General features: G+C 45.8%; 23 protein-coding genes. 12 read left to right on the top strand and 11 right to left on the bottom strand.

Translation table 11 applies throughout. The annotated features are described in order from the left end of the window. Positions 1-15: 15 nt before the first annotated feature. The 3 genes from hutH to hutI are packed head-to-tail and all read left to right on the top strand — an operon-like array spanning position 16 to position 4,468. Positions 16-1,584 (top strand): histidine ammonia-lyase, encoded by a 1,569-nt coding sequence (gene hutH / locus FEF09_RS08770; protein WP_146304752.1) that lies wholly within the window; start codon positions 16-18, stop codon positions 1,582-1,584. After that, entirely contained in the window at positions 1,562-3,226 is a 1,665-nt protein-coding gene (gene hutU, locus FEF09_RS08775; protein WP_146304753.1) for a urocanate hydratase, read from the top strand. The genes hutH and hutU overlap by 23 nt, the downstream gene beginning before the upstream one ends. A gap of 3 nt (positions 3,227-3,229) precedes the next feature. Next, entirely contained in the window at positions 3,230-4,468 is a 1,239-nt protein-coding gene (hutI, locus tag FEF09_RS08780) for an imidazolonepropionase (RefSeq protein ID WP_146304754.1), read from the top strand. A 125-nt stretch (positions 4,469-4,593) separates the two neighbouring features. Here hutI and FEF09_RS08785 read toward each other — a convergent pair whose 3' ends face one another. Beyond that, positions 4,594-6,840 carry a cellulase family glycosylhydrolase gene (locus tag FEF09_RS08785; protein WP_146304755.1) on the bottom strand — a complete coding sequence of 749 codons (2,247 nt, stop codon included), beginning with the start codon at positions 6,838-6,840 and terminating at the stop codon, positions 4,594-4,596. 202 nt (positions 6,841-7,042) lie between these two features. Between FEF09_RS08785 and hutG the strand changes: the two genes are divergently transcribed. Further along, on the top strand, positions 7,043-8,044 hold the full coding sequence (hutG, locus tag FEF09_RS08790; protein ID WP_146304756.1) for a formimidoylglutamase: 1,002 nt from the start codon (positions 7,043-7,045) through the stop codon (positions 8,042-8,044). 137 nt (positions 8,045-8,181) lie between these two features. Then, positions 8,182-8,781, top strand: a complete 600-nt coding sequence (locus FEF09_RS08795) for a hypothetical protein (RefSeq protein ID WP_146304757.1) — start codon at positions 8,182-8,184, stop codon at positions 8,779-8,781. A 109-nt stretch (positions 8,782-8,890) separates the two neighbouring features. On the opposite strand, the gene purU is transcribed toward FEF09_RS08795, so the two are convergent. Beyond that, a complete protein-coding gene (gene purU / locus FEF09_RS08800) occupies positions 8,891-9,754 on the bottom strand; it encodes a formyltetrahydrofolate deformylase (RefSeq protein WP_146304758.1) in 864 nt (287 codons plus the stop codon). Positions 9,755-9,821: 67 nt separating this feature from the next. On the opposite strand from purU, the gene FEF09_RS08805 reads away from it, so the two are divergent. Next, entirely contained in the window at positions 9,822-10,313 is a 492-nt protein-coding gene (locus tag FEF09_RS08805) for a metallophosphoesterase family protein (protein WP_146304759.1), read from the top strand. A 39-nt stretch (positions 10,314-10,352) separates the two neighbouring features. Then, positions 10,353-11,459, top strand: coding sequence for a DUF4421 domain-containing protein (locus FEF09_RS08810; protein ID WP_186774247.1), 1,107 nt, complete (start codon positions 10,353-10,355; stop codon positions 11,457-11,459). 6 nt (positions 11,460-11,465) lie between these two features. On the opposite strand, the gene FEF09_RS08815 is transcribed toward FEF09_RS08810, so the two are convergent. Continuing rightward, a complete protein-coding gene (locus FEF09_RS08815) occupies positions 11,466-12,095 on the bottom strand; it encodes a hypothetical protein (protein WP_146304761.1) in 630 nt (209 codons plus the stop codon). Between the two features lie 71 nt (positions 12,096-12,166). Further along, entirely contained in the window at positions 12,167-14,440 is a 2,274-nt protein-coding gene (locus FEF09_RS08820; protein ID WP_146304762.1) for an aconitate hydratase, read from the bottom strand. 228 nt (positions 14,441-14,668) lie between these two features. Between FEF09_RS08820 and FEF09_RS08825 the strand changes: the two genes are divergently transcribed. After that, positions 14,669-14,890, top strand: coding sequence for a PspC domain-containing protein (locus FEF09_RS08825; protein ID WP_012789688.1), 222 nt, complete (start codon positions 14,669-14,671; stop codon positions 14,888-14,890). 622 nt (positions 14,891-15,512) lie between these two features. Continuing rightward, the gene (locus FEF09_RS08830; RefSeq protein WP_261387392.1) at positions 15,513-16,316 is read left to right on the top strand and encodes a DUF4382 domain-containing protein; all 804 of its coding nucleotides are present in this window, start codon (positions 15,513-15,515) and stop codon (positions 16,314-16,316) included. Positions 16,317-16,398: 82 nt separating this feature from the next. Here the strand turns inward: FEF09_RS08830 and FEF09_RS08835 are convergent, their stop codons facing one another. Together FEF09_RS08835 and kdsA are read right to left on the bottom strand one after the other, a co-directional pair. After that, a complete protein-coding gene (locus FEF09_RS08835) occupies positions 16,399-16,803 on the bottom strand; it encodes a hypothetical protein (RefSeq protein ID WP_146304763.1) in 405 nt (134 codons plus the stop codon). A gap of 181 nt (positions 16,804-16,984) precedes the next feature. Next, positions 16,985-17,809, bottom strand: coding sequence for a 3-deoxy-8-phosphooctulonate synthase (kdsA, locus tag FEF09_RS08840; protein WP_089808694.1), 825 nt, complete (start codon positions 17,807-17,809; stop codon positions 16,985-16,987). Between the two features lie 254 nt (positions 17,810-18,063). Between kdsA and FEF09_RS08845 the strand changes: the two genes are divergently transcribed. From FEF09_RS08845 to FEF09_RS08855, 3 genes are all read left to right on the top strand, one after another. Then, positions 18,064-19,008, top strand: coding sequence for an NAD-dependent epimerase/dehydratase family protein (locus FEF09_RS08845; RefSeq protein WP_146304764.1), 945 nt, complete (start codon positions 18,064-18,066; stop codon positions 19,006-19,008). 48 nt (positions 19,009-19,056) lie between these two features. After that, complete coding sequence (locus FEF09_RS08850; RefSeq protein WP_146304765.1) at positions 19,057-19,905, top strand: helix-turn-helix transcriptional regulator; 849 nt, start codon at positions 19,057-19,059, stop codon at positions 19,903-19,905. Between the two features lie 77 nt (positions 19,906-19,982). Then, complete coding sequence (locus FEF09_RS08855) at positions 19,983-20,993, top strand: S41 family peptidase (RefSeq protein ID WP_146304766.1); 1,011 nt, start codon at positions 19,983-19,985, stop codon at positions 20,991-20,993. A gap of 67 nt (positions 20,994-21,060) precedes the next feature. On the opposite strand, the gene FEF09_RS08860 is transcribed toward FEF09_RS08855, so the two are convergent. The 5 genes from FEF09_RS08860 to dapB form a co-directional block, all read right to left on the bottom strand. Further along, positions 21,061-22,308, bottom strand: coding sequence for a sulfate adenylyltransferase subunit 1 (locus FEF09_RS08860; RefSeq protein WP_146304767.1), 1,248 nt, complete (start codon positions 22,306-22,308; stop codon positions 21,061-21,063). An 84-nt stretch (positions 22,309-22,392) separates the two neighbouring features. Further along, complete coding sequence (cysD, locus tag FEF09_RS08865; protein WP_146304768.1) at positions 22,393-23,301, bottom strand: sulfate adenylyltransferase subunit CysD; 909 nt, start codon at positions 23,299-23,301, stop codon at positions 22,393-22,395. Positions 23,302-23,376: 75 nt separating this feature from the next. Beyond that, positions 23,377-24,060, bottom strand: a complete 684-nt coding sequence (locus tag FEF09_RS08870; protein WP_146304769.1) for a phosphoadenylyl-sulfate reductase — start codon at positions 24,058-24,060, stop codon at positions 23,377-23,379. A 418-nt stretch (positions 24,061-24,478) separates the two neighbouring features. Continuing rightward, entirely contained in the window at positions 24,479-24,907 is a 429-nt protein-coding gene (locus tag FEF09_RS08875) for an RrF2 family transcriptional regulator (protein ID WP_012789698.1), read from the bottom strand. Between the two features lie 57 nt (positions 24,908-24,964). After that, on the bottom strand, positions 24,965-25,681 hold the full coding sequence (gene dapB, locus FEF09_RS08880) for a 4-hydroxy-tetrahydrodipicolinate reductase (protein WP_146304770.1): 717 nt from the start codon (positions 25,679-25,681) through the stop codon (positions 24,965-24,967). Between the last annotated feature and the right edge of the window lie 20 nt (positions 25,682-25,701).

Here is a 25,701-nt window from a genome sequence, read left to right on the forward strand (position 1 = left end):
TCAATCCAATCAACAATGATACACCAATTCAAGTACGGTATTGATCAGCTCACCGTGGCAAAGGCGCTGGATATTGCGGCAGGAAAGCTCTCCGGTATATTGGTACCGGAAGTGACTGAACGCATCAAAGCCAGTGCCGCCCACGTGCAGACTATTGTCGCCGCTCACAGCACCGTATATGGTATCAATACAGGCTTCGGGCCGCTTTGTGATACCAAAATATCCGAAGAAGATACCCGCGCCCTGCAATACAATATTCTCCAAAGCCATAGCGTAGGGGTAGGCAACCCTATCCCCGAACTGGTAGCCCGCGTTATGCTGGTCACCAAAGTACAGGCACTGGCTCAGGGATATTCAGGGGTAGCACTGGCTACGCTTGAACGCATCATCTGGCATATCGAACACTCCGTAACACCGGTAGTACCCGAAAAAGGTTCTGTTGGCGCCTCCGGCGACCTCGCACCTTTATCGCATCTCTTTCTGCCGCTTATCGGTCTGGGAGAAGTATACTACAAAGGACAACGCCAGCCATCAGCTGCTGTTTTACAGGCAGAAAAACTGGAACCGGTAATATTAGGTCCAAAAGAAGGATTGGCGCTTATTAACGGTACACAGTTCATTCTTTCCTTTGCAGTGACAGCCCTGCAACGTATGCACAATGCGCTGGAGGCCGCTGATATTATCGGTGCGCTCTCGCTCGAAGGACTCATGGGTACTGCCCGTCCTTTCGATCCGCGCTTACATGCGATCAGACCCTTCCCGGGCAATCAGCTGGTAGCACACAGATTAAAGACGATGCTGGAAAACTCCGGTATCATGGCCGCCCACGTTGATTGTGGCCGTGTACAGGATCCTTACTCCCTGCGTTGTATGCCACAGGTACATGGCGCTTCCCGGACAGCATGGCATCACCTGCGGGAACTAACTGTGATTGAGCTGAACGCAGTGACAGACAATCCGATCATCTTCAGCGCAGAAGATACCATCAGCGGAGGCAACTTCCATGGTCAGCCGCTGGCAATGCCACTGGACTATGCAACCGTAGCCGCAGCTGAACTGGGGAATATCTCCGATCGTCGTTGTTATATGATGATTGAAGGCCGCTATGGATTGCCTAAACTCCTGATCGAAGACGCCGGACTTAATTCCGGTTTTATGATACCGCAATACACAACGGCTGCTCTGGTAACTGAGAATAAGACCCTTTGTTTCCCGGCCAGCGCTGACAGTGTGCCTACTTCTCTCGGACAGGAAGATCATGTATCCATGGGCTCCATCAGTGGTCGTAAACTGCATCAGGTTATTGACAATCTTGAATATATACTGGCAGTAGAACTACTGTATGCTGCGCAGGCGGTTGATTTCAGACGACCTTTACAATCAGGTCCTATTCTGGAAGCCGTACATTCCTTTGTACGCGAAACCGTTCCATTCGCAGCCAAAGACAGGATCTTTGCTTATGATATCAAACAGCTGCATCAGCTGATCACCAATCAATCTTTAGTGAACGTGGCAAACAATGCCGCACTTGACAATCACCTTTCTCTAAACGGTATTTATCATGAACAGTTCGGACTTTATTAAGACGTATGCGGCACACCCGCATTATAAAGCACCTCGTGGCAATCAGCTGCATGCCCGATCCTGGCAGACAGAAGCGCCTTTACGTATGCTGTTGAATAACCTGGATGCGGAAGTAGCGGAGAATCCTGATGAACTGGTGGTATATGGTGGTATCGGACAGGCTGCCCGTAACAAAGAAGCATTGCAGAAAATCATCGAAATACTGCTGGAACTGGATGAAGATCATTCTTTACTCGTACAATCAGGTAAACCGGTAGGTGTCGTACGTACCCACCCGCAGGCGCCCCGCGTCATGCTGGCCAATAGTAATCTGGTGCCGAAATGGGCTACATGGGAGCATTTCAATGAACTGCGTGCAAAAGGACTCATGATGTACGGTCAGATGACAGCAGGCAGCTGGATCTATATCGGCACACAAGGTATCCTGCAGGGTACCTATGAGACCTTTGTAGCCTGTGGTCGTCAACATTTCAATGGCGATCTGAAAGGAAAACTACTCGTTACTGCCGGTATCGGCGGTATGGGTGGTGCTCAGCCACTGGCAGCAACCATGGCAGGCGCCGTATTCCTCGGCGCAGATGTGGATGAATCACGTATCCGCAAACGCCTCGCTACCCGTTATATCGATCGTATTACACACTCCTATGAAGAGGCAATTGCATGGGCTATGGACGCTAAGGCCAAAGGTGAAGCATTGTCTATCGGTCTGGTAAGTGACGCGGGAGATATGCTGGAACGTTTACTGAAAGACAATATTATTCCTGATATACTGACAGATCAGACCTCCGCACATGATCCTATCAATGGATATGTGCCGAATGGTCTTTCTCTGGAAGAAGCTGCTGCATTACGTAAAAAGGATCCGGCAGATTATAAAGTCCGCTCTTTGAAGAGCATGGCGCGTCACGTCGCTTTTATGCTGGCTTTACAGGAAAAAGGCGCAATTACCTTTGACTATGGTAATAACCTCCGCGAGTTTGCACGTGAAGGCGGAGAACCGGATGCATTTAACTTCCCGGGATTTACACCTGCTTATATCCGTCCTTTATTCTGCGAAGGAAAAGGCCCTTTCAGATGGGTAGCCTTATCCGGCGATCCTGAAGATATTTATACAACCGACAAGGCATTGATGGAAGCTTTTCCGGAGAATACAGCCCTGATCAACTGGTTGAAAAAGGCGCAGGCACAAGTAGCCTTTCAGGGATTACCGGCGCGTATCTGCTGGCTGGGACTGGGTGAAAGAGAAAAAGCCGGTCTTATTTTTAATGAACTGGTCAGAACAGGTAAGGTGAAAGCACCTATAGTCATCGGTCGTGATCACCTCGATTGTGGTTCTGTCGCATCTCCCAACAGAGAAACAGAAGCGATGAAAGACGGATCAGACGCAGTATCTGACTGGACCCTGTTAAACCTGATGGCCAATACTGGTGGCGGTGCTACCTGGGTATCTTTCCATCATGGTGGTGGTGTAGGGATGGGTTATTCACAACACGCAGGCATGGTTGTGCTGGCGGATGGTTCTGAACGTGCAGAAGCCTGTCTGAAAAGAGTATTATTCAATGATCCTGCATTGGGCATCTTCCGTCATGCGGATGCAGGTTATGAAGAAGCAAAAGCAACTGCCAGAAAATTCAATATCTGATCTATGGAACTGATAGGCCCTTTTTCACAGATATTACCGCTGACTGCATTACCTTTAAAAGGCGCTTTGCAGGATGAACAACTGACCATTATAGCACATGGTGGTGTTGTCATCGATAGTGGCAAGATCATCGCAACAGGCGATTTCAAAGCATTGCAGCATCAATATCCTGACTGTGATGTAACCCATATTACTGTCCCTGCTGTATTGATGCCGGGTTTCATTGACTGCCATACACATATCTGTTTTGATGGTACCCGCAACCGTGATTATGCCATGCGTATAGCCGGAAAATCATACCTCGATATTGCACGTGCAGGTGGTGGTATATGGGATTCCGTTACCAAAACAAGAATGGCAGATCATGAGACATTGGTGATGAATACAGCCGCACGTGCCAACAGACACCTGCACGAGGGCGTAACAACCATTGAAGTGAAAAGTGGCTACGGACTGAATATGGATGGTGAACTTAATATGCTGCGTGCGATTCAATCTGCTGCAGGTCATACCAAAGCGACACTCGTTCCTACCTGTCTGGCAGCACATATGCGGCCGAAAGATTTCGAAGGTACAGAAGAAGCCTACCTTGAATGGGTATTACACTCCCTGCTGCCCATCATTCAATCAGAACAACTGGCGCAACGTGTGGATATCTTCATAGAAGAAACTGCGTTTTCAACAACTGCATCAAAACATTTCCTGCAGCAAGCTGCTGAAATGGGTTTTGCAGCTACGGTACATGCTGACCAGTTTTCAACCGGCGGTGCTGCTGTCGCTGTTGCTGCCGGCGCCTTGTCTGCTGATCATCTGGAAGCAAGTGATGATGCTGCGATTGCCTTACTGGCTGCCGCAGATATTGTAGCAGTAGTATTACCCGGAGCTTCTTTAGGATTGGGCATGCATTATGCACCTGCAAGACGTTTGCTGAATGCGGGCGCTTCACTGGCTATTGCGAGTGACTGGAATCCGGGTTCTGCTCCAATGGGAGATCTGTTGATGCAGGCAGCTGTATTAAGTGCAGCAGAAAAACTGTCCGCAGCAGAAGTATTCGCAGCAATGACAAGCCGCGCGGCCAAAGCTTTGCAATTAAATAATGTAGGGCAACTGGCGGCTGGTTTTATTGCAGATATGCAGGCATATCCGACTGCAGACTACCGGGATATTTTATACTATCAGGGTAAGATGAAACCGATCAAAGTCTGGAAAGAAGGAGAGGTGGTCAATAGAATTACGAATTAGCTGTTTGTTACAGCTGACAATAAATGAAATCGCCTGATCTAAAATCAGATCAGGCGATTTCGTTTTTTATTAAGAAAGTAAATTAAGATAATAGAAGGGCACTTATCATCAATTCTTAATGAATCCTATTGCTTAACTACCTTTCTTGTAATCGCTTTTTCTCCATAAGTAAGCTTCAGTGTATAGATACCTTTTGGCAGATGACTGGCTGCAAGACTGGTATTGTATTGACCTGCATCCAGACGACCGCGTTTCAGTATGGCTACCTGTTTACCATTGATGTCATATACTGCGAGTAATACATCTGCCGGTTTTTCAAGGAAGAAACTTACTGTACTGTTATCGTCAAACGGGTTTGGATAACTGGTCAGTGAGGTAGCCAGTTTTACAGGTGCTTTTTCTGGTGTACTAGCTGCCAGTTTAGCGGCAGTTGTGGTAGATGAGATGACCAGCTGAGGTGCTGTCAGCCCTGCTTCCTTAGATCTCCAGATGACACGTGGATCTGCACCGGTGCTGCTTAATAAAGCCAATGAGATACCATTACGTCCTGCTGCTTTTTCTGTCTGCACATAATTGGTGATATCCCATGAATAGTATCTGCCCACAGAATCTGTTACAACTGCTGTCTGAAGTGCTGTTGTACCGGTTGCCGGTTTGTTGTTCCATGTAATAGCAGATTCTGTCCAGCTGGTGTTGGCTACAGCGTATACACCTATCGGCAGATTAGTAACACGGGTATCTTCGATTTTACCATATACTTTCAATACGGCAGAAGAAATATTATTAACACCACTAAGGTCAAAACGCAGGAAGCTTTGTCTGTCGTAACCTGCGGTAGCAGTGGCATTCACTTTAGACGCCAGTACTGACGCATCAGTAGTACCATGTGTAATAGCTGCGTAGTCGCCGTTTCTTACATAGGCATCCTGTAAAGGTGCAAGTGTGGATTGCTGTGTGGATGAAGAGGTGATGATACGTACTTCCGTCAGACTATTCCATGCACTTGCGCTGTTACCATGACCCACGATCCGCACATGTTTTGCGCTGCGTGGTGTGAATGTGAAAGATTCGAGGGCATTGGACGTACCGCTGCTTTGCAGTCCACTGGCTGCAGATGTCCAGTTGCTGCCATCTGTGCTGGTCAGGATGTCGAAGAAAGTACGTCTTACTGTACCGCTGTAGAAGGCAATATTGACACCGCTTACAGTAGTGGTATTGTCCAGACAGAATTGTATCCATTGACCATCACCTTCTGCTGACCAGCGGGTATTATAATCATTGTCCTGTACATTGGCCGGTATGTTACCATCGTTTGCACTGGCAGAAACAGGTACACATACATTACCACCCGGGAAATCATCCGCAGGATTCAGGATACGTTCACGGATCCATGCACCGGCAGGTTTGAGTCTGGCGGTTGTCCACGGACCGTTGGAGCAGGTACCTGTTATCCATACAGCGCCCGAACGGAAGTCATCAGAGTAGTTCCAGTTGGTCCAGCTGATCTTCTTACGCGCCATCAGATCGATGTATTGTTGCGCCATAGTGAAGTCATTGGCACCGTCTCCGCTGGCTTCCTGTGTACCGAATTCTGTCACGAAAACAGGGAGTCTGTCAGAAGCAGTGTTCAGCTGATTAAGATAAGCGGTGCGGTGATCTTTTGCATAGAAATGGAAGGTGTACATCACGTTGCCCTGCGTCAGTGGATTGTTGAAAATGTCCTGCAGGGAACCATCACCGGAGAGTCCCATCGTAGACCATCCGTGTGTACCGACCAGTATGACAGCGTCATTGTCAATGGCGCGTATGAATGGGATCATCTGATCAGCATAGGTTTTGATCTTTGCCCAGGTAGCGCCTGAGTTAGGTTCATTACAGATGTCGTAGATGATGTTGTTTTTGTTCTTGTGTGTGTTGGCGATAGCAGAGAAAAAGGTCTTTGCCCTTGCCAGGTTGTAGTTAGGATCGCCGGGAGTGAGCTGATGCCAGTCAACGAGTGCATACATACCACGTGTGGTAGCTTCTTCTATCAGGCGATTCACCTGATTGGTAAAGCCGGTAGGATCGGTTTCATAACCACCCTCCTGTACATAGAGTGAAATACGCAGGATGTCAGCACCCCAATCGTATGCCAGCGCGTCGAGTGAAGCGGCTGTCAGACAGCTTCCCCAGCCATACCATTGGATACCGTGTGTGCTCATGCCTCTGAGCTGGATCGGGTTACCATACTGATTACATAATTTGGTGCCGATCACCTGCAACTGACCGTTTTTCTGAACGGGCGTCTGTGCGTGTGTTTGTGAACTGAAACCCAGCAGGCATAGTAATAATGCAGCCAGCCGGAAAGAATGGGTAGATCCGTTCTTTTTCATTTGGATAGTTGTTTTGAGGGTGATAAAAAATAAAAACTATGTTGATATTGTAATGGTTACATACTGTGGATATTGATATGGTTACTACATAGGTCTTTACTACAGGTTATAGGCTGTTCAGTCGCTACAGGTCTTTATGCAATCGTTTGCGCAATATAGTAAAAAATATGGATCATGGAAGGAATTAGTAACTTTGTATTCTATGATGAATCCAGAATTTTACAGACAGCCTGTAGCATGGACAGGACGGATAGATGGTACAGACGAAGAATTACTGCGTTGGCACCAGCGTATCACACCAGTGAACCTGTTGACAGGATCATTGCCATCATTAAAGGCGCATCAGCAGGGTATTGCATTTCTTGGATTTGCAAGCGATGAGGGTGTACGCCGTAATAAGGGCCGTGTAGGCGCAGCTGAAGGTCCGGCGGCACTGAGAAAGGCAGCCAGCAATTTTCCTGTTCATTTTGACAGTGAGCTGGTACTGGCAGATGTAGGAGATGTGATATGTAAGAATCAGCTGCTGGAAGAAGCACAACAGACATTATCAGATACTGTACTGACTATACGCAAGGCCGGTTATCTGCCGGTATTACTGGGTGGTGGCCATGAGATCACTTATGGACATGCACATGGTATTTATGAACACCTGCGTCTGCGTAAACGTGGAGAGAAATTAGGGCTGCTGAATTTCGATGCGCATTTTGATCTGCGTATGAAAGGAGAGGAGGGAAGTACTTCCGGTACAGGTTTCTGGCAACTGGCACAGGACTGTAATCTGGAAGGCGTACCATTTCATTATCTGGCACTGGGTATTCAGGCAAACAGTAATACACAGCAGCTGTTTCGTATCGCAGGTGACCTTGATGCACAGTATGTGGATGCAGACGCTTTTCATCTGCAGGATAAAGCGCTTTTACATGCCGCTATCGGTCAGTTTCTGAGAGATGTGGACCATGTATACCTGACAATAGATCTGGACGTTTTTTCGGCTGCTTTTGCCCCCGGGGTGAGTGCCACTGCCTATAATGGTATCAGACCTGATGGTTTGTTTCTGGAATGTTATCGTAATATTCTTCAGAGTGGTAAACTGGCAGGTATTGATATCGCAGAACTGAACCCTTCTCTTGATGTGGATAACCGTACTGCAAAACTGGGCGCTGCCTTCTTATTTGAAATGATCAGCAATCTGCATTACCACTAATAGTAACATATAATTGCTGTCTGCAATATCTTGTCGTTTTCCCCCGTAAAGTGCTGCGTATTTCCCGCAATTCTTTCCGGGGGATTGTCTTTTCTTACATGGCTTTTTTATATTTGGAACATTAAAACAAAATTGCCATGAAATTGATCCCCAAAACAGCTGCGATAGCGGCGGTCATGTTATGTTCCACACTGTTGGCAGATGCCCAGAAAATTAAAGTACAGGAAGGCGATGTCACCGTATTAAAAGAACAGACTGAGGTTAACACCGAATTCACTTATGACAATGTAAAAGTGGGCGAGTTCGATAATGAGGATGATTATATCCAGAAGAAAAAAGACGATTACAACAAAAAAGAAGCTGGGAAGGGAGATACATGGGCTACTGCGTGGAAAGCGGACAGAGAGTCCCGTTTTGCTCCCAGATTTAATGAAATGTTCACTGAAGGTTCCAATGGTATCAAAGCAGGTAATTTTCCTGCTGCGAAGTATACCCTGATCTTTAAGACCACTTTTATTGAACCCGGCTTCAATGTAGGGGTGATGCGCAAAAACTCTTATATCAACGGAGAGATCTGGATCGTTGAAACGGCTGATAAAAGTAAAGTGGTAGCAAAGGTATCTGTGGATAAAGCACCCGGCAGAATTGCCTTCGGAATGGACTTTGACACCGGTGCACGTATTACGGAGTCATATGCGATGGCAGGAAGGACCTTTGGTCGTTATGTGCGGAAGTAGAAGAGAATTAAGCATTGAGTTCTCTGATTGATTGAAATTATATTAGTAAGGGTGCCGTTATTCAGACTTGAATAACGGCACCCTTACTAATATAGCGGCTTTTTTAATTTTAGAATACGATCGTCTTGTTACCGTGTACAATCACCCTGTCTTCCACGTGGGCCACTACAGCCCTTGTCAGTACTTGTCTTTCAATATCACGTCCCAGCATCACGAGGTCATTGACGGCATGGCGGTGACTCACACGCGCTACATCCTGATCAATGATCGGCCCTTCATCCAGATCGTCGGTGACATAATGCGCTGTGGCACCGATCAGCTTCACGCCGCGTGTATAGGCATTCTTATAGGGATTGGCGCCAGCAAAAGCAGGGAGGAAGGAATGATGGATATTGATGATCTTTCCGGGGAATGTGCTGACGAATGAAGGAGAAAGTATCTGCATATAACGCGCAAGCACGGTAAAATCGGCTTTTGCGTCCTGTATCAGCTGAATGGCTTCCTTTTCCCTTATGGCCTTATTACCGGCATCTACGGGCAGATAATGGAAGGGAATACCGAAATCCTCTGTCAATTTTCTCAGGTCTTCATGGTTGGAGATGACCAGTGGGATGTCTACGGGTAATTCCCCGCTGCGCCAGCGCCATAGCAATTCCATGAGGCAATGGTCGTAGCGGGACACCATAATTGCCATTTTCTTACGGTGAGAAGTGTAATCTATACGCCATTCCATTTTCAGGGGAGCGGCTACTTTGTCCTGGAATTGTTTTTCCAGTTCTTCCATGGTAACGAGGGTATTTTCCAGATGAAAAACCATACGCATAAAGAAGAGGCCTTCCTTCGGATCGGTGCTGTGCTGGCTTGCATCGAGGATGTTTGCACCGCAGGTAAAAAGGAACTGTGACACCCCGGCAACTATACCGGGCCGGTCAGGACAGCAGATGAGCAACCTGCCGGTAATATCGGTTTGCATAAAAATAGGTATATATATTCTCAGTAAAATACTAAATGTTATTTTACTTTTGGCCCAATTTTGACGCATGAAGAAGATAGGATTGATGTCAGATACGCACAGTTATCTCCATCCGGACGTATACAGATATTTCGAAAAAGTTGACGAGATCTGGCACGCCGGAGACATTGGTAACGTGGAACTGGCGGATAAACTGGAGGCTTTTAAGCCCTTCCGTGCGGTATATGGGAATATTGATGGCGCTGATTTACGTGTCCGCTATCCGCTGCATCTGCCCTTTGAAGTGGAACAGGTGAAAGTTTTTATGACACATATTGGCGGATATCCGGGCAAATATGCGCCCGGGGTCAAAGATCTGTTGAAAGAGCATACACCCAAATTATTTATTTGCGGGCATTCTCATATACTAAAAGTAATGCCCGACCCCGCTATGCAGCTGGTGCATATCAATCCGGGAGCCTGCGGTATACAGGGATGGCATAAAGTCAAAACCCTGGTGCGGTTCGATTTATCAGAAGGAAATATCAGTCAGCTCGAAGTTATTGAGCTGCCTAAGTAGCGGAATGCAATGTGTAATATTATTCAGAACTGTCAAATGATGCTGAGATGGCTAACTTTATTGCCGGTGTGCCTGCTTTTTTGTGTAGCTGTTTCTGCACAACAGAAAACCTCGCTGTTTAAAAAGGCCACCCGGTGGCTGGAAGCGGAAAATGATTCCAATTATATCGAAGAGCATACAAAGGATATCACATTTCGCGTTTTCGGCTCCCGTAAATACAATAACTACGATATCGTGGATAACGGCATCGTAGACGGCAGTATTACGGATAATGGCCTCGTTAACTCTAAAAACTCAAAAGAAGTCTTATATCGCCCCAATACCCCCTTTAACGTGGGTGTAGGTGTCAACTACCGCTTTATTGCGGTGAATATTGCCTTTAACCTGCCCGCCATCAACAAAGACAAAGGTGAATACGGCAAGACCAAAATGCTGGACCTCCAGACGCATATCTACACCCGTAAACTGGTAGTTGATTTTTATGGTCAGATATATGAAGGGTACTACATCGCCAATACCCGAAGGCTGATCAATAGCTTCGGATCCAATGCCGGATCCAACAACGTGGAAATGATCCGCCCGGATGCAAAAAACGTGAATCTCGGACTGAACGTGCAGTATGTCTTTAATGCGAAACGCTTTTCCTACCGTGCTGCTTATCTGCAAAACGATTACCAGAAAAAGAGTGCCGGTTCCTTCCTCGTGGGTGGAGAGGTTTTCGGCGTGAGAATGAAAGGTGATTCAGGCCTGATTCCTTCCTATATTCAGAAAACCGGTTTCTTCAACGGAGAGAACTTCTACAGGACCCGTATCTTCAGCGGCGCAGCCAATGCGGGTTATGCACATACTTTTGTATATAAACAGCACTGGTTCACCACCCTGTCTTTCAGTGGCAGTCTGGGGGTGAATTATACGGTGATGAACCGGATCAATCAGGTTGATCTGAAAAAAGCAGGTATCCAGTTCAACAACAATATCCGTGTTTCCCTTGGATATAATTCCAGCCGTTACTTTGCAGGTATTCATTACGTATACCTGACCACACGGAGTCAGTCGCCCGTGCCTGATACTTATCAGACGATGGGGGCGGGCAACTTCCGTATCAGCCTTGCCAGAAGATTTACACTGAAGAAACAGCTGTTCTAAAACCGATTACAGCGATTGTAGCTCTGTCAGCAGGTTCTGACGGGCAATTGTTTCGCGTTGTTCGCGGAAGCCTTCGGTTTTATAGATGGAAGGCTGATCCAGAAAATGCTGTAATACTTTCTTTCTGCCTGCATTATACACATCATCAGTATAGATATGATACTCTTCACGTATCTGCTTTGCATAACCTGCATATACATCTGCTGTTGTGCCCAGTATAGAAAGGTCGAAATCGAGGAAATAGTCCAGATCCGGATGAGCGTTTGCGTTGACATGCGTTTTGGTGGCACGGATGAAGTGCATCACACCTTCGATATCAGCCGCAGGATAGCTGGTCTGCCATAGGTATTCAGCAGCAGCCATGGCGCTTTGTTCCTCGTTATCCGCCCGTTTTACATCATAAATGAGATCATGAAAGAAGATGGCCAGCAGAAAATTTTCATTGTCTGCAATGAGGTCGCTATGCTCCAGTTGTAACTGCAACAGGGCATAGAGATGGTGTAAGTTATGATAATGACGGTCTGTGGCTGAATAGTGCCTGATAATCAGTTCGAAGCCCTGATCTATCAGTGCCTGGCTTTTGGTATATGGTTCCAGCAATTGATTCCAGACGTTGTTTAAAGTATCTATCTGCATAGGGGTAAAGGTAAAAATAAAAATCCCGCCTGCAGAAGCAGACGGGATTCTTTATCATTTATAGCCGTAGGCTACTGTGCTTTTTTAGCAAACTGTGCGCGGATTACGTTCAGTGCACCACCCGCTTTGAACCACTCGATCTGTTGTTCATTGTAGGTGTGGTTTACCAGTATTTCGTCTTTGCTGCCGTCTTTGTGGTTAGCCACGACAGTCAGCTGTTTGCCGGGAGCGAAAGTGGTCAGACCATTGATATCAAAGGTATCATCTTCGAGGATCTTATCGTAGTCTTCTTTGTTGGCGAAGGTCAATCCCAGCATACCCTGTTTTTTCAGGTTTGTTTCGTGGATACGGGCGAAAGATTTCACCAGAATAGCACGAACGCCCAGATGACGTGGTTCCATAGCAGCGTGTTCGCGGCTGGATCCTTCACCATAGTTTTCATCACCTACTACTACTGAACCGATGTTCGCCGCTTTGTAAGCACGCTGTACAACAGGTACGCCTGCGTATTCGCCTGTCAGCTGGTTTTTAACGGTATCAGTTTTATCGTTGTATGCGTTCACCGCACCGATCAGCATGTTGTTAGAGATGTTGTCGAGGTGACCACGGTATTTTAACCACGGACCGGCCATAGAGATGTGGTCAGTAGTACATTTACCTTTTGCTTTGATCAGCAGTTTCAATCCTTTCAGATCAGTACCTTCCCATGCAGCGAATGGCGCCAGCAGTTGCAGACGATCGCTGGTTGGGGATACGATTACCTGTACACCGCTACCATCAACAGCAGGTGCCTGATAACCCGGATCATCTACTGAGAAGCCTCTTGCGGGCAGTTCGAAACCGGTAGGTTCGTCCAGCATTACTTCCTGACCATCTTTGGCTTTCAGTTTATCCGTCAGCGGGTTGAACGTAAGGTCACCAGCGATGGCGAAAGCTGTAACGATTTCCGGAGAAGCAACGAAAGCATGTGTTGCGGCCAGACCATCATTTCTCTTCGCGAAGTTACGGTTGAAGGAAGTGATGATAGAGTTCTTACGGTTAGGATCATCGATGTGACGAGCCCACTGACCGATACAAGGACCGCAGGCATTAGCCAGTACAATACCGCCGATCTGGTCGAATGTATTTAACAGACCGTCTCTTTCGATGGTATAACGTACCAGTTCAGAACCCGGTGTGATAGTATATTCCGCTTTAACGTCGAGGTTTTTATCAACCGCCTGTTTCGCGAGGGAAGCAGCACGGGAGATATCTTCGTAAGAAGAGTTGGTGCAGGATCCGATCAGGGCAACTTCCAGTTTTTCCGGCCAGTTGTTTTCCTTTACAGCCTGTGCGAATTTGGAGATAGGCCATGCTAAGTCCGGCGTGAACGGACCGTTTACATGTGGCTCCAGTTCGTCGAGGTTGATCTCAATAACCTGATCGTAATATTTGGAAGGATCTGCGTATACTTCTGTATCAGGACGCAGGTGTTCTTTTACACCATCAGCCAGTGCAGCGATTTCCTGACGCTCAGTAGCATTCAGGTATGCAGCAATTTTGGTATCATAAGCGAATACGGAGCAGGTTGCACCGATTTCAGCACCCATGTTACAGATGGTGCCTTTACCGGTAGCGCTCAGGCTATCAGCACCTTCACCGAAGTATTCAACGATGCAGCCTGTACCACCTTTTACGGTCAGTACACCTGCAACTTTCAGGATAACGTCTTTTGGAGACGTCCAGCCGCTCAGTTTACCAGTTAATTTAACACCGATCAGTTTTGGCATTTTCAGCTCCCATGGTAAGCCTGCCATCACGTCTACTGCGTCAGCACCACCCACACCGATAGCGAGCATACCCAAACCACCTGCATTGGGTGTATGTGAGTCTGTTCCGATCATCAGACCGCCCGGGAAAGCATAATTTTCCAGTACAACCTGGTGAATGATACCAGCACCCGGTTTCCAGAAACCAATGCCATATTTGTTTGAAATAGAAGCCAGAAAGTCATATACCTCCTTATTCGTGTCCACAGCAGTCGCCAGGTCTTCTGCAGCGCCTGTCTTTGCCTGAATGAGGTGATCACAGTGTACAGTAGAAGGGACTGCTACTTTATCACGACCACAGGTCATGAATTGTAACAGGGCCATCTGTGCAGTAGCATCCTGCATCGCTACGCGATCGGGTGCAAACTCCACATAAGACTTTCCACGCTCAAACGCTGTAGTGGTCGGAGCATATAAGTGAGCATATAAAATCTTCTCAGACAGTGTGAGCGGGCGTCCTAGCATTTTACGGGTAGCTTCCACCTTACCCGGCAGTGCCGCATACACTTTTTTAATCATTTCGATATCAAACACCATGGAAAAAAAATTTATGACCTATTAGAAAATGCATCGCAAAATTAATTAAATTAAGCCAGTTTATAAAAGACATGTAGGCGACTGTCTGCAAGTTGAGCTCATAGACAACCGGTTACCCTACCGGTTCACAAAGTAAATGCCACTAATTCACTGCCAACGCACTATCAGTCAACTCCGGCGGCAAAACCTGGACTTGTTTTTGACCCGGGATTGTAATAAATTTGATATATGAACCGATTTAAAGATTTCGTGGAATGGCAGGCCTTTGGAGTCTGTACAGCTATCGGCAATAAGCTTGGGATAGCTACCTCACGTATCCGTTTGTTTTTTATCTATACCTCATTCGTTACGATGGGCTCTCCGCTTATCGTCTATATGATCATGGCTTTCTGGGTGAATATGAAAAATTATATCCTGAATGCCCGCAGAAACCCCCTTAGGTACTTATAGTTTCCATCTAGGCTTATCAGTTAACCTCGGGCAATTTAAATAATTGACAGATGCATCCCGCTCAGGGACATGTTATTGGCATCTTATGCGATAATATGTACAATATATTGTTATGTCTGTTGCGCGTTGCTGCACGCATTCCACCGGAAACGGCCATCCCTTTTTCATACATGCAGGGAATCAAGGGAGGATATCCAGCCCATAGCTGTTATTATCTGTTGTTTCGAAGTACAAGCTGACTACACCGCTATTACACCGTCATTTATTCGTTTATGAACGGATAGATAATGGCGTAGTCGCGGTATACCTTCATTGTAATACGGAGAGATTTGTTGTAACCGACTATAAACTAATTATTTAAGGGTGTTTTGAACGTAGCAGGTATATAATGTCCACGGTGTTAACTTATTATACACTATATGATACCCTTTGTGCATGTGAATAGCTGCTGTACACACAAAAAACGTTAAAAGAGGAGATTTTTTATATTTTTTCTTATTTATTTTCAATTGATTATAATCTTCAGGCCTCAGAGACTTCTTTAAATTCAATATGTCTTTAGAATCCGGGTATACCTTGCCTTTATAATTGCCATAAAATTTTAACCAAATACACGATAAAGATGAAAATGCCTTCACTGAAACATGTGGCAAGTGGTATGCTGCTTTTAAGTACCGCGTTATTAATGTCTGCCTGTTCGAAAGACGACAATCAGGGCAAAGCCCGTATTCAGGTCGCACTGACCGATGATCCCGGAGATTTTAAAGCTGTTTACATCGATGTGCAGGAAGTGAACGTCAACTACAATGACAGTGATGATAATGGATGGCAGGCTTTACCCGGCATGAAAAAAGGACGGTATAACCTCCTGACCCTTGTCAATGATAAGGATACTGTATTGGCGGATGCGGAAATCACTTCCGGTACTATCAAGGAAATCAGACTGGTATTGGGGGATAATAACTGGGTAGTGACCAACAATGGTGATTCTGTTAAGTTGCAGACGCCCAGCGGACAGTCATCCGGTATAAAACTGAAGATCAATATGCCGGTATCAGGTGGTATTCTTTACAAATTGTTATTAGATTTCGATGTGGCAAAATCTATACACGAAGCGGGCAATTCAGGGAAATATATCCTGAAACCTGTTATCAGAACTGTACTCGAAGCACAAGGTGGAAGTATTCAGGGCGTAGTATTACCGGCAGTGTTACCTTCAGCAGTATTGGTCCTGAATGGACAGGATACGATAGCAAGTACTTACTCCGGTATTGGCGGTGCTTATTTCCTCAAGGGAATCGCTGCAGGCAGTTATTCACTGCATTATATTTCTGTTGATTCAACGCTGCAACCGGCCATCAGACAAAGTGTTGTCGTAGAAACAGGTAAAATAACGAAAATAGATACACTGACGTTAATTCGGTAATAGTAGTGGATATCTGTTACAGACAAGCATAAACAAAAAATCCATCTGCTTTGGCGGATGGATTTTTTGTTGCGTGTTTATCTTAATCCAGATGGAAATTTGTCATTGCGTGATAGTGGTTCTGCAACTGATTCACAGTGATTGCACCTTTAATTTCTCTGTGTTCATCCCGGTAATCCAATCTGGTAGCCGGATGACCGTCATCAAGGGTGTGCAGTTTTACGGAGAATGGCCCGCGTACATAAATTTCGCCGCCGCCGTTCACTGAGAGAGATTCGTCCTTTTTGAACTTAAGTTTCAGTAACTGTTCTTCATTTAGTGGAATTGAATAGAGGTCCTGCAGGTCATACCAGAATTCCTGTTCTCCGGTTAATACACAAACCTGTTTGTCTTCGCGGTTAACTTCCAATACCTGACCTTCCACCGTTTTGCCTTCATACTCCACTAAAACTGTATCTCCTGCTTTTACGTCATGTAAATTGATCATGGTGAGTAAAATTTTTGGGTGTTTAGTATTATAGTTATAGTCTGAAAAAGAGTTGGTCGTAGTCTTATCCTAAGATAAGAAATAGTCCATAGACTATAGCTTTTTTCCTGTCTTGTTTTTATACAAAAGACAGGCCAGCTATCATCTATGGACTATCAGCTATAATACCGGGAACGGTCCCTTATCTTACTACTTCACGGATTCTTACCAGATCTTCCAGCAATCCTTCCAGTAAATCAAGGTGCAGCATATTGGCGCCGTCTGATTTCGCTTTGGATGGATCAGGATGTGTTTCGATGAACAGACCATCTGCACCGGTAGCAATAGCTGCTTTGGCGATAGTGCTGATCAGTTTCGGATTACCACCGGTAACGCCGCTGGTCTGGTTAGGCTGTTGCAGGGAGTGTGTACAATCCATGATAACAGGTACACCATGTTCACGCATGATCGGAATATTGCGGTAGTCTACCACCAGATCCTGATAACCGAAGGTGGTACCACGCTCAGTTAACCAAACTTTATCATTCCCTGCCTGTTTTACTTTTTCAACAGCAAATTTCATGGCTTCGCCACTTACAAACTGGCCTTTTTTCACATTCACCACTTTGCCGGTTTCCGCAGCTGCGATCAGAATATCAGTCTGACGGCAAAGGAATGCCGGGATCTGCAGTATATCCACATACGCAGCAGCCATCGCCGCTTCCGCAGCAGAGTGAATATCTGTTGTAACAGGCAGATCAAATGTTTCTTTGGTCTTTTGCAGCAGGTCCAGTCCTTCCACATCACCAACACCCGCGAAGGAGTTGATGCTTGTACGGTTCGCTTTACGATAAGACGCTTTGAAAATATATGGGATGTTCAGTCTTTTGCAGATTCCTGAAACTTTTTCAGCTACATGCATCAGCAGCGCTTCATCCTCTACTACACAAGGACCGGCTATCAGAAAAAAGTTGTCAGGATTGTATTGATCCTTAAAAAGGGATTTCAGATGTGTTGTTGCTGACATGATTTTTGTATTTGAGATCGCAAAGTTACGCTATTCTAAGGGATTACTTTTCAGTTGAAGTATGCAGGCCATTTTATGTAATTGTCATAATATTGTAATGTAAAACAGTGGAATGTTCGCTGGGCGCGCTTCTCTTACAAAGTAATTTTCCGGATTGTTACCGCATTGTCATGCGCTGAGGGCTGCTGCTCTGAATTACTACGGAAGCTGTTAATATTACGTCTTAATTAAAAAAGCCATTCATTCGAGATAGCATGAAGAAAGATAAAATACTGGTAATCGGTGCCTGCGGGCAGATTGGTGTTGAACTTACACTCGCATTAAGGAAGATGTACGGAGATGCAAACGTGATCGCATCTGATCTTCGCGAAGAACACGACCTGCTGAAGGGTACGGGACCTTATGTATCCCTCGATGTCATGAACAAGGAGATGCTCCACGTACTGGTTATCCGTCATAATATCACGCAGATCTATCTGCTGGCTGCGATCCTTTCTGCTACCGGTGAAAAGAACCCGCTGCTGGCATGGCACATCAACATGGCGAGCCTGCTGAATGTACTGGATATTGCGAAAGAAGAAAATATCGATAAAGTATACTGGCCAAGTTCCATTGCGGTATTCGGTCCTAATTCTCCAAAACAGGATACACCTCAGCACACGATCATCGAGCCGACGACCATTTATGGTATCAGCAAATTTGCCGGTGAGCGTTGGTGCGAATACTACAGCCACCGTTATAATGTAGACGTCCGTAGTCTGCGTTATCCGGGTCTGATCAGCTATAAATCAGCACCGGGTGGTGGTACTACCGACTACGCTATTGAGATCTTCCATGAAGCTCTCGAAGAAAAGAAATATACCTGCTTCCTGTCAGAAGGCACCTACCTGCCAATGATGTACATGCCGGATGCTATCCGTGCTACCATCGAACTGATGGAAGCTGATAAAGATAAAGTCAAAATACGTTCTTCCTATAACCTCGGCGGTATGAGTTTCTCTCCGAAAGAGATCGCTGCTGAAATTAAAAAACATATCCCTGAATTCACGATCAGCTATGAACCGGATTACCGCCAGCAGATCGCTGATGGCTGGCCACAGAGCATGGACGATAACCTGGCCCGTCAGGACTGGGGATGGAAACCAGAATACAATCTGGAGAATATGACGGTGGATATGCTGAAGAACCTTAAAAAGTAAGCGCTTATTCCTACATTTGGCTCAACGCAAACCTTCAAATTTTCGCGTATGAAGCTGGAGAACGGGGAATATCTGGGTAAAAACAGCCGTACTTTTCATGCCGGCGGACTTATCATCAATAAGACCACCTATCATGAAAAGGTATTTGAAGGATGGCATTTTCATCAGAACAACCATCTTTCATTTATCCTCGAAGGAGGCAACCGTGAATACCGCAAACAGACAGATCATGTGCTGCTTCCCGGTAATATGGTGTTTTATCCTGCTGGTGAATGGCATCGCAACAGCCATACACAACATCCTTCGCAGAATATTAATCTTGAAATAGAAGATCATTTTTTACAACATTATGAGGCCTGCTTTACTGTCGGGTCTCATAATGCTTTTAAGGCCATGCAGGACCTGCAGCAGTCCTTCTTTCCCATACATAATACGCCCTTCCAGACCCGGGCAAAACTTACTGCACTCCGCATTTATCATGATTGTCAGTCGCCAGATCAACATAGTACACTGTCTGTTCATCAACAGCTGTTATCGCTGTTGCAGGTAGCCGGAACGAGTGAAAAAACAACAAAACAATTATTCGGCGGACGTGTGGATAAAGTCATCGAATTGCTGCATGACCGCTGGAATGAAAACATTTCTTTGCAGGATCTCAGTATAGCCACAGCCTTACACCCGGTTACTGTATCCCGGCATTTTACCGCTTATTTTGATTGTTCACTGGGTGAATACATGCGCAGGATCAGGGTGGAAAAATCCCTTTTACTGGTCAGACAGCCTGCATTATCATTAACAGCAATAGCGTATCAGTGTGGATTCTTTGATCAGAGTCATTTTATACGCGCTTTTAAAGCACAGACGGGTTTTCTTCCCAAAGCATTCAGGAAATTATAGTCAGCTTCCCCTGACCCGCTAAATTCATCCAATTTTAAGCGCACCGGATCATTGAACTTTACAGAAAAAGAAAGCATATGTATTTCCGGGGTATCTGGTTAACAGTTATTTATAGTGTTTTTTGTATCGTCGCCGGTGCACAGACTCCTGCTAAAAGGGAGATGGCCGATGCGGTGGATAAAATGGCTGTTCTGCTGAAAGAACGATATGTTTCAGCAGAGAAAGGATCAGCGATTGCCACTCAGTTACAGGCCGATTGGAAGGCAGGTAGATTTGCTGCTGCAAAAAGCTGGAAAGAGTTTGCGGAATTGACGACGCAAAGTCTGCAGCACTTTAGTCATGACGGACATCTGTATGTAAGAAATGACCCGATGAGATGTCAGGAGTTATTAGCAGTGGATAAAACAACATTGCCTTCCGCAGCTGGGGATATACCCGGAGAAGATCCTTTCTTTTATAGTCCGGTGGCCGCGGATCATAACTACGGTTTTGAGCGTGTAAGTATATCCGGAGATAATGTGGGTTATCTGCACCTGACAGAGATCAACATATCCCGTAAGAGTCTTGCTACATTATATGCAGCCATGGCATTTGTCGCAAATACAAGGGCATTGGTGATTGACCTGCGGAATAACGGTGGAGGAGGAAGTGATACCGGAGCCGTATTTGAAAGCTATTTTCTGCCACCAAAAACGCCTTTGCTGACCTTTACCAGCCGTACAGGTGAACATACCTCAGATAGCACGGTGGCGTGGCTAAAAGAGCCGCATTATGAGCATCCTGTTTTTATACTGATCAATCATAAGACAGCATCCGCTGCAGAGGCATTTACGTTTGCATTGCAGAAAATGAAAAGAGCGACTGTGATCGGAGAAGCGTCTGCCGGTGCTGCGAATATGAATGTCTGGTTACCGGTGAATAAGGACATTTTTATTTCTGTCTCGGAAATGGCGCCGGTCTGGCATGATACGACAGACAGCTGGGAGCAGCGGGGCGTACAACCTGATTGTGCAGCTAAGACGGAAGCAGAGATAGATGCATGTATTCATGCGAAGATCGGGCGACCACAGTTCAGACCTGTTCATTAAAACAGCCACATAAAAAAAGACGAATGCAATTTGCATTCGTCTTTTCTATTTTGAGTAGTTGAGATTTTTATGCTACGAATCCAACGGCAACCGTTGAATTACTCATTTCATCGATCAGGATGAATGCACCATTTGCAGGATTGGCATCATAGCTGTCTGCAAATATCGGCTGTGCAGTTTTCAGTGTAATCTTTCCAATATCATTTAATCCCAGTTCTTTTTTGTCTTCCAGAATGGTATTGGAGGTGACGTCGATCACATGCTGGATCTGCTGTACTTTCGCTTTCACACGGTTTACGCCATGTTGCAGCAGATAAGTTTTACCGGGCACCAGTCTTGTCTGATCCATCCAGCACACCTGTGCGTCAATTTCTTTCAGCAGGGAAGGTGCATTTTCTGGTCTGGACAGCATGCTGCCACGGCTGGTATCAATTTCATCTTCCAGTGTGATAACAACGCTCTGACGTGCTTCCGCAGTAGTGAGTTTTGTTTCGAACTGTTCGATGGTTTTGATACGGCTTTTCTGCAGGGAGGGCAGGGAGATGATTTCATCACCTACGTTGAAATGACCGCTTACCACTTTACCGGCGAAACCGCGGAAATCGTGATAGGCATCTGTTTTCGGACGGATCACTGATTGCACTTTGAAGCGGGCAGGGTGACTGCTGTCTGCATGATCAAAAGTGATCTGTTCCAGATATTCCAGCAGGGACTCTTCGGAGTACCAGCTGATCTTTTCTGAACGAGTAGCCAGATTTTCTCCGTAGATGGAGGAGATCGGGATGTATTTGATAGAAGGCGCTTTGAAAGGCGCTTTAGCGATCAGTTGCTGGAAGTCTTCCACGATCTGATTAAAGCGTGCTTCGCTATATTCTACCAGATCCATTTTATTCACACATACTACCAGATACGGAATACGCAGCAGGCAGGCGATGAAGAAGTGGCGGTAGGTTTGTTCGACGATACCTTTACGTGCATCGATCAGTATCAGTGATACCTGTGCGTTGGAGGCACCGGTTACCATGTTACGGGTATATTCGATGTGGCCTGGCGTATCGGCGATGATGTATTTACGGGTAGGAGTGGAGAAGTAGATATGTGCCACGTCAATGGTGATACCTTGTTCACGTTCAGCCACGAGGCCGTCTGTCAGCAATGACAGGTCGGTAAAATCAAGTCCTTTGCGTTTGCTGGCAGCATGTAAAGCTTCCATTTTATCCTGCGGGATAGAATTAGTATCGTAGAGCAGTCTGCCTATCAGGGTGCTTTTACCATCATCTACACTGCCGGAAGTGGTTATACGTAAAACCTCCATGTTATATTTTTTGACTGATAGTGCAGGGTGGTGCACTACCATAATTTTTATACAAGTTAATAAGTGCGTGTCGGGCCGGAAGGACTAGAAGTATCCCGCCTGTTTTCTCTTTTCCATTGCAGCTTCAGAGCGTTTATCGTCAATACGGGCGCCTCTTTCAGATATCTTGGCTTCGAGTATTTCGGAGATGATATCTTCCAGTTTATCTGCCTCAGAAATAACAGCAGCGGTACAGGTCATGTCGCCTACTGTGCGGAAGCGTACTTTCTGCCGGAAAGGTGTTTCTTCTTCTGTTGTATTGAGGAATGGAGAGTGTGGCCAGTACATGCCATCTCTTTCGATGATATCTCTTTCGTGGGAGAAGTAGATGGATGGGATTTCCAGCTTTTCTCTGCGGATATAGTTCCAGACGTCGAGTTCTGTCCAGTTGGAGATAGGGAATACGCGTACGTTTTCACCCATTCCTATTTTACCGTTGAGCATATCGAACAGTTCAGGGCGTTGCATTTTAGCATTCCACTGACCGAATTCGTCTCTTACGGAGAATATTCTTTCTTTCGCACGTGCTTTTTCTTCATCACGACGGGCACCGCCGATGCAGGCATCGAATTTCAGTTCTTCGATAGCGTCAAGGAGGGTGACAGTCTGGAGGGCGTTTCTGCTGGCGTATTTACCAGTTTCTTCCTGTACTTTTCCCTGATTGATGCTATCCTGCACATATCTTACTCTAAGATCAAGACCCAGTGATTCCACCAGCCAGTCACGGAACTGAATAGTTTCGGGGAAGTTGTGGCCGGTATCTACGTGTAACAATGGAAAAGGAACTTTACCGGGATAAAATGCCTTTTGTGCCAGGCGCACGATGGTGATAGAATCCTTACCACCTGAGAACAGGATAGCAGGGCGTTCGAACTGTGCAGCTGTTTCACGTAAAATATAGATGGCCTCGTCTTCCAGTGCCTGCGGAAACTCCCACTGTATTTTATTGGTCATAAGTCTTTTTATTTAAATGTCCCTCGGGGACCAGATGAATCAAATTCAGTTACAAGTTATAAAGGGAATGTCAGATCAGCCATGTAAGCCGCATTCTTTTTTTGACAATTCCCACCACCATCTGCCGGCACGGGGATGTTCGCCCGGTTCGATGGCACGGGTACAGGGAGCGCACCCGATAGAAATGAAGCCTTTATCGTGAAGCGTGTTATAGGGCACATTCTTCTCTTTCAGGTAGCCGATCATTTCGTCATAGCTCCAGTTGATCAGTGGATTGTATTTGTACAGCTGGCGTTGTTCGTCCCATTCCAGCGCATGGAGTGCCTGACGGTTTTCAGACTGTTCTGCACGGAGTCCGGTGATCCAGACTTTTACGCCCTGGAGTGCACGGTTCAGCGGCACGACTTTACGGATATTACAGCATTCTTTACGGTTTTCAACAGATTCATAGAAACTGTTCGGACCTTTTTCCTGCAGTAATTTCTCTACTGAAGCAGTTTCCGGGAAATAAACTTCAAATGTCTTTTTGTAGCGGGCGCGGGTGAGGTCCATCAGGTCATAGGTTTCCTGAAACAAACGGCCGGTGTCCAGTGTAAAGACCCTGACAGGCAGGTTAGCACGCCAAATCATGTCTGCAATCACCTGATCTTCCTGTCCAAATGAGGTGGAAAAGGCCACCGCTCCGGGAAATTCTGCTGCCAGATACTGCATGGCAGCAATTGGATCTAGCCCTTCCAGTGCTGTACTGATATTCTCCATGTGATCTATCTCAATAAACTGACATTCATCCGTAGTTGCCTGCGAATGCCAGTGATACTTCCTTTAATTATAATTGACAACTGGTGTTGTATACAAAAATACATAAACTCTATAAAAAAGATAGGCTTTTTTTAAATGCAATTTATGGCAATAAAGGAGTGTGTGTTAAGAGTTGATTATTATTTACTTATATTTTTAAGACACTGTAGAGAGGAGGGAGATCAAAAAAGCCACGAGGGTATTGAAAGCACTTTAGCGGAGGCAGACAATTAACAGGCCGGGTTTGTTTTAAAGCCTCCTGAGGGGGGCAGAAAATCACAGATGTGCAGGTATATCGGGAACTGGTGAGAGGATTAGCGGGGATGGGAAGCATAGGAGGCGGATAAAAAAAGCCGGAGCGTGAACTCCGGCCTTTCAGCTATAATATTGAGACATTTCTGGTCAATATATCCTTCAGTGTTTTGGTCTCAAGGATTTTCAGCGTTGCATCTCTTACTTTCCCCATTACGTCGTTCAGGCCGCACACTGCTTCATCCCGGCAATTCTCACATTTTTCATAATAGTTGAGACTTACACAGGGGAGTAGCGCAATTGCACCATCCAACAGGCGGATGATCTTCGCGAGGGGAATTTCCTTTGGTGTTTTCAGCAGGTAATAGCCACCGCCTTTACCTTTTTTACTACCGAGAATTCCGGCATTTTTCAGCTCCAGCAGGATATTCTCAAGGAATTTGATGGAAATGCTCTTTTCCTGTGCTATTTCAGATATCAGAATAGGTCCTTTATCTGCATTCTCTGCCAGGTGTATGAGCGCGTGAAAAGCGTATTGCGTTTTTTTAGACAACATATCGATTCTCCCAGATGATCTAAGAATAATACTGCAAAGATAACAGCTTTTTCTCTCTTACAGGCTCAGTACGTCTTTCATACCGAATACACCGTGTTTTCCCAGTATCCATTCCGCAGCCACAACAGCGCCGGAGGCAAAACCTTCACGGGAATGAGCGGTATGTGTGATACTGATATCGTCTATGGTGGACGTATAGGTAATGCTGTGTGTACCTGGAGCCGGGTCGATACGTTTAGAGACGATAGACAGTTGTTCAGGCTGTGCCTCTTCTGTATTTACCCATTCTTTTTTGCGATGTACCTTGTCCATTACCTGTTCAGCCAGTGTGATAGCGGTACCGCTTGGTGCATCTCTTTTCTGTGTGTGATGGATCTCTTCCATTTTCACACCGTATTGAGGTTGGTTAGCCATCAGTTCTGCGAGGCGTTTGTTGATCTCAAAGAAGATATTCACACCTACGCTGAAATTGCTGGCATATAGGAATGCCTGATGTTGTTCCAGACATAAAGATTTAACTGTTGCGAGATGTTCCAGCCAGCCGGTACTGCCACAAACGACAGGTACATTAGCGGCAAAACATTTCAGGATATTGCTATAGGCAGTTTCCGGACCGGTAAATTCGATGGCCACATCTGCCTTGCTCAGTTCTTCCTTTTCGAGCAGGTGCAGATTACTCAGGTCAATACGATGAACAATTTCATGTCCTTTGGCAACGGCGATTGCCTCAATTGCCTTTCCCATTTTTCCGTAACCGATAAGCGCTATTTTCATGATATTCTATTAGTCGAAGG

This window comes from Chitinophaga pinensis (assembly GCF_007896845.1).
In the GTDB taxonomy this organism is placed as follows: domain Bacteria; phylum Bacteroidota; class Bacteroidia; order Chitinophagales; family Chitinophagaceae; genus Chitinophaga; species Chitinophaga pinensis_C.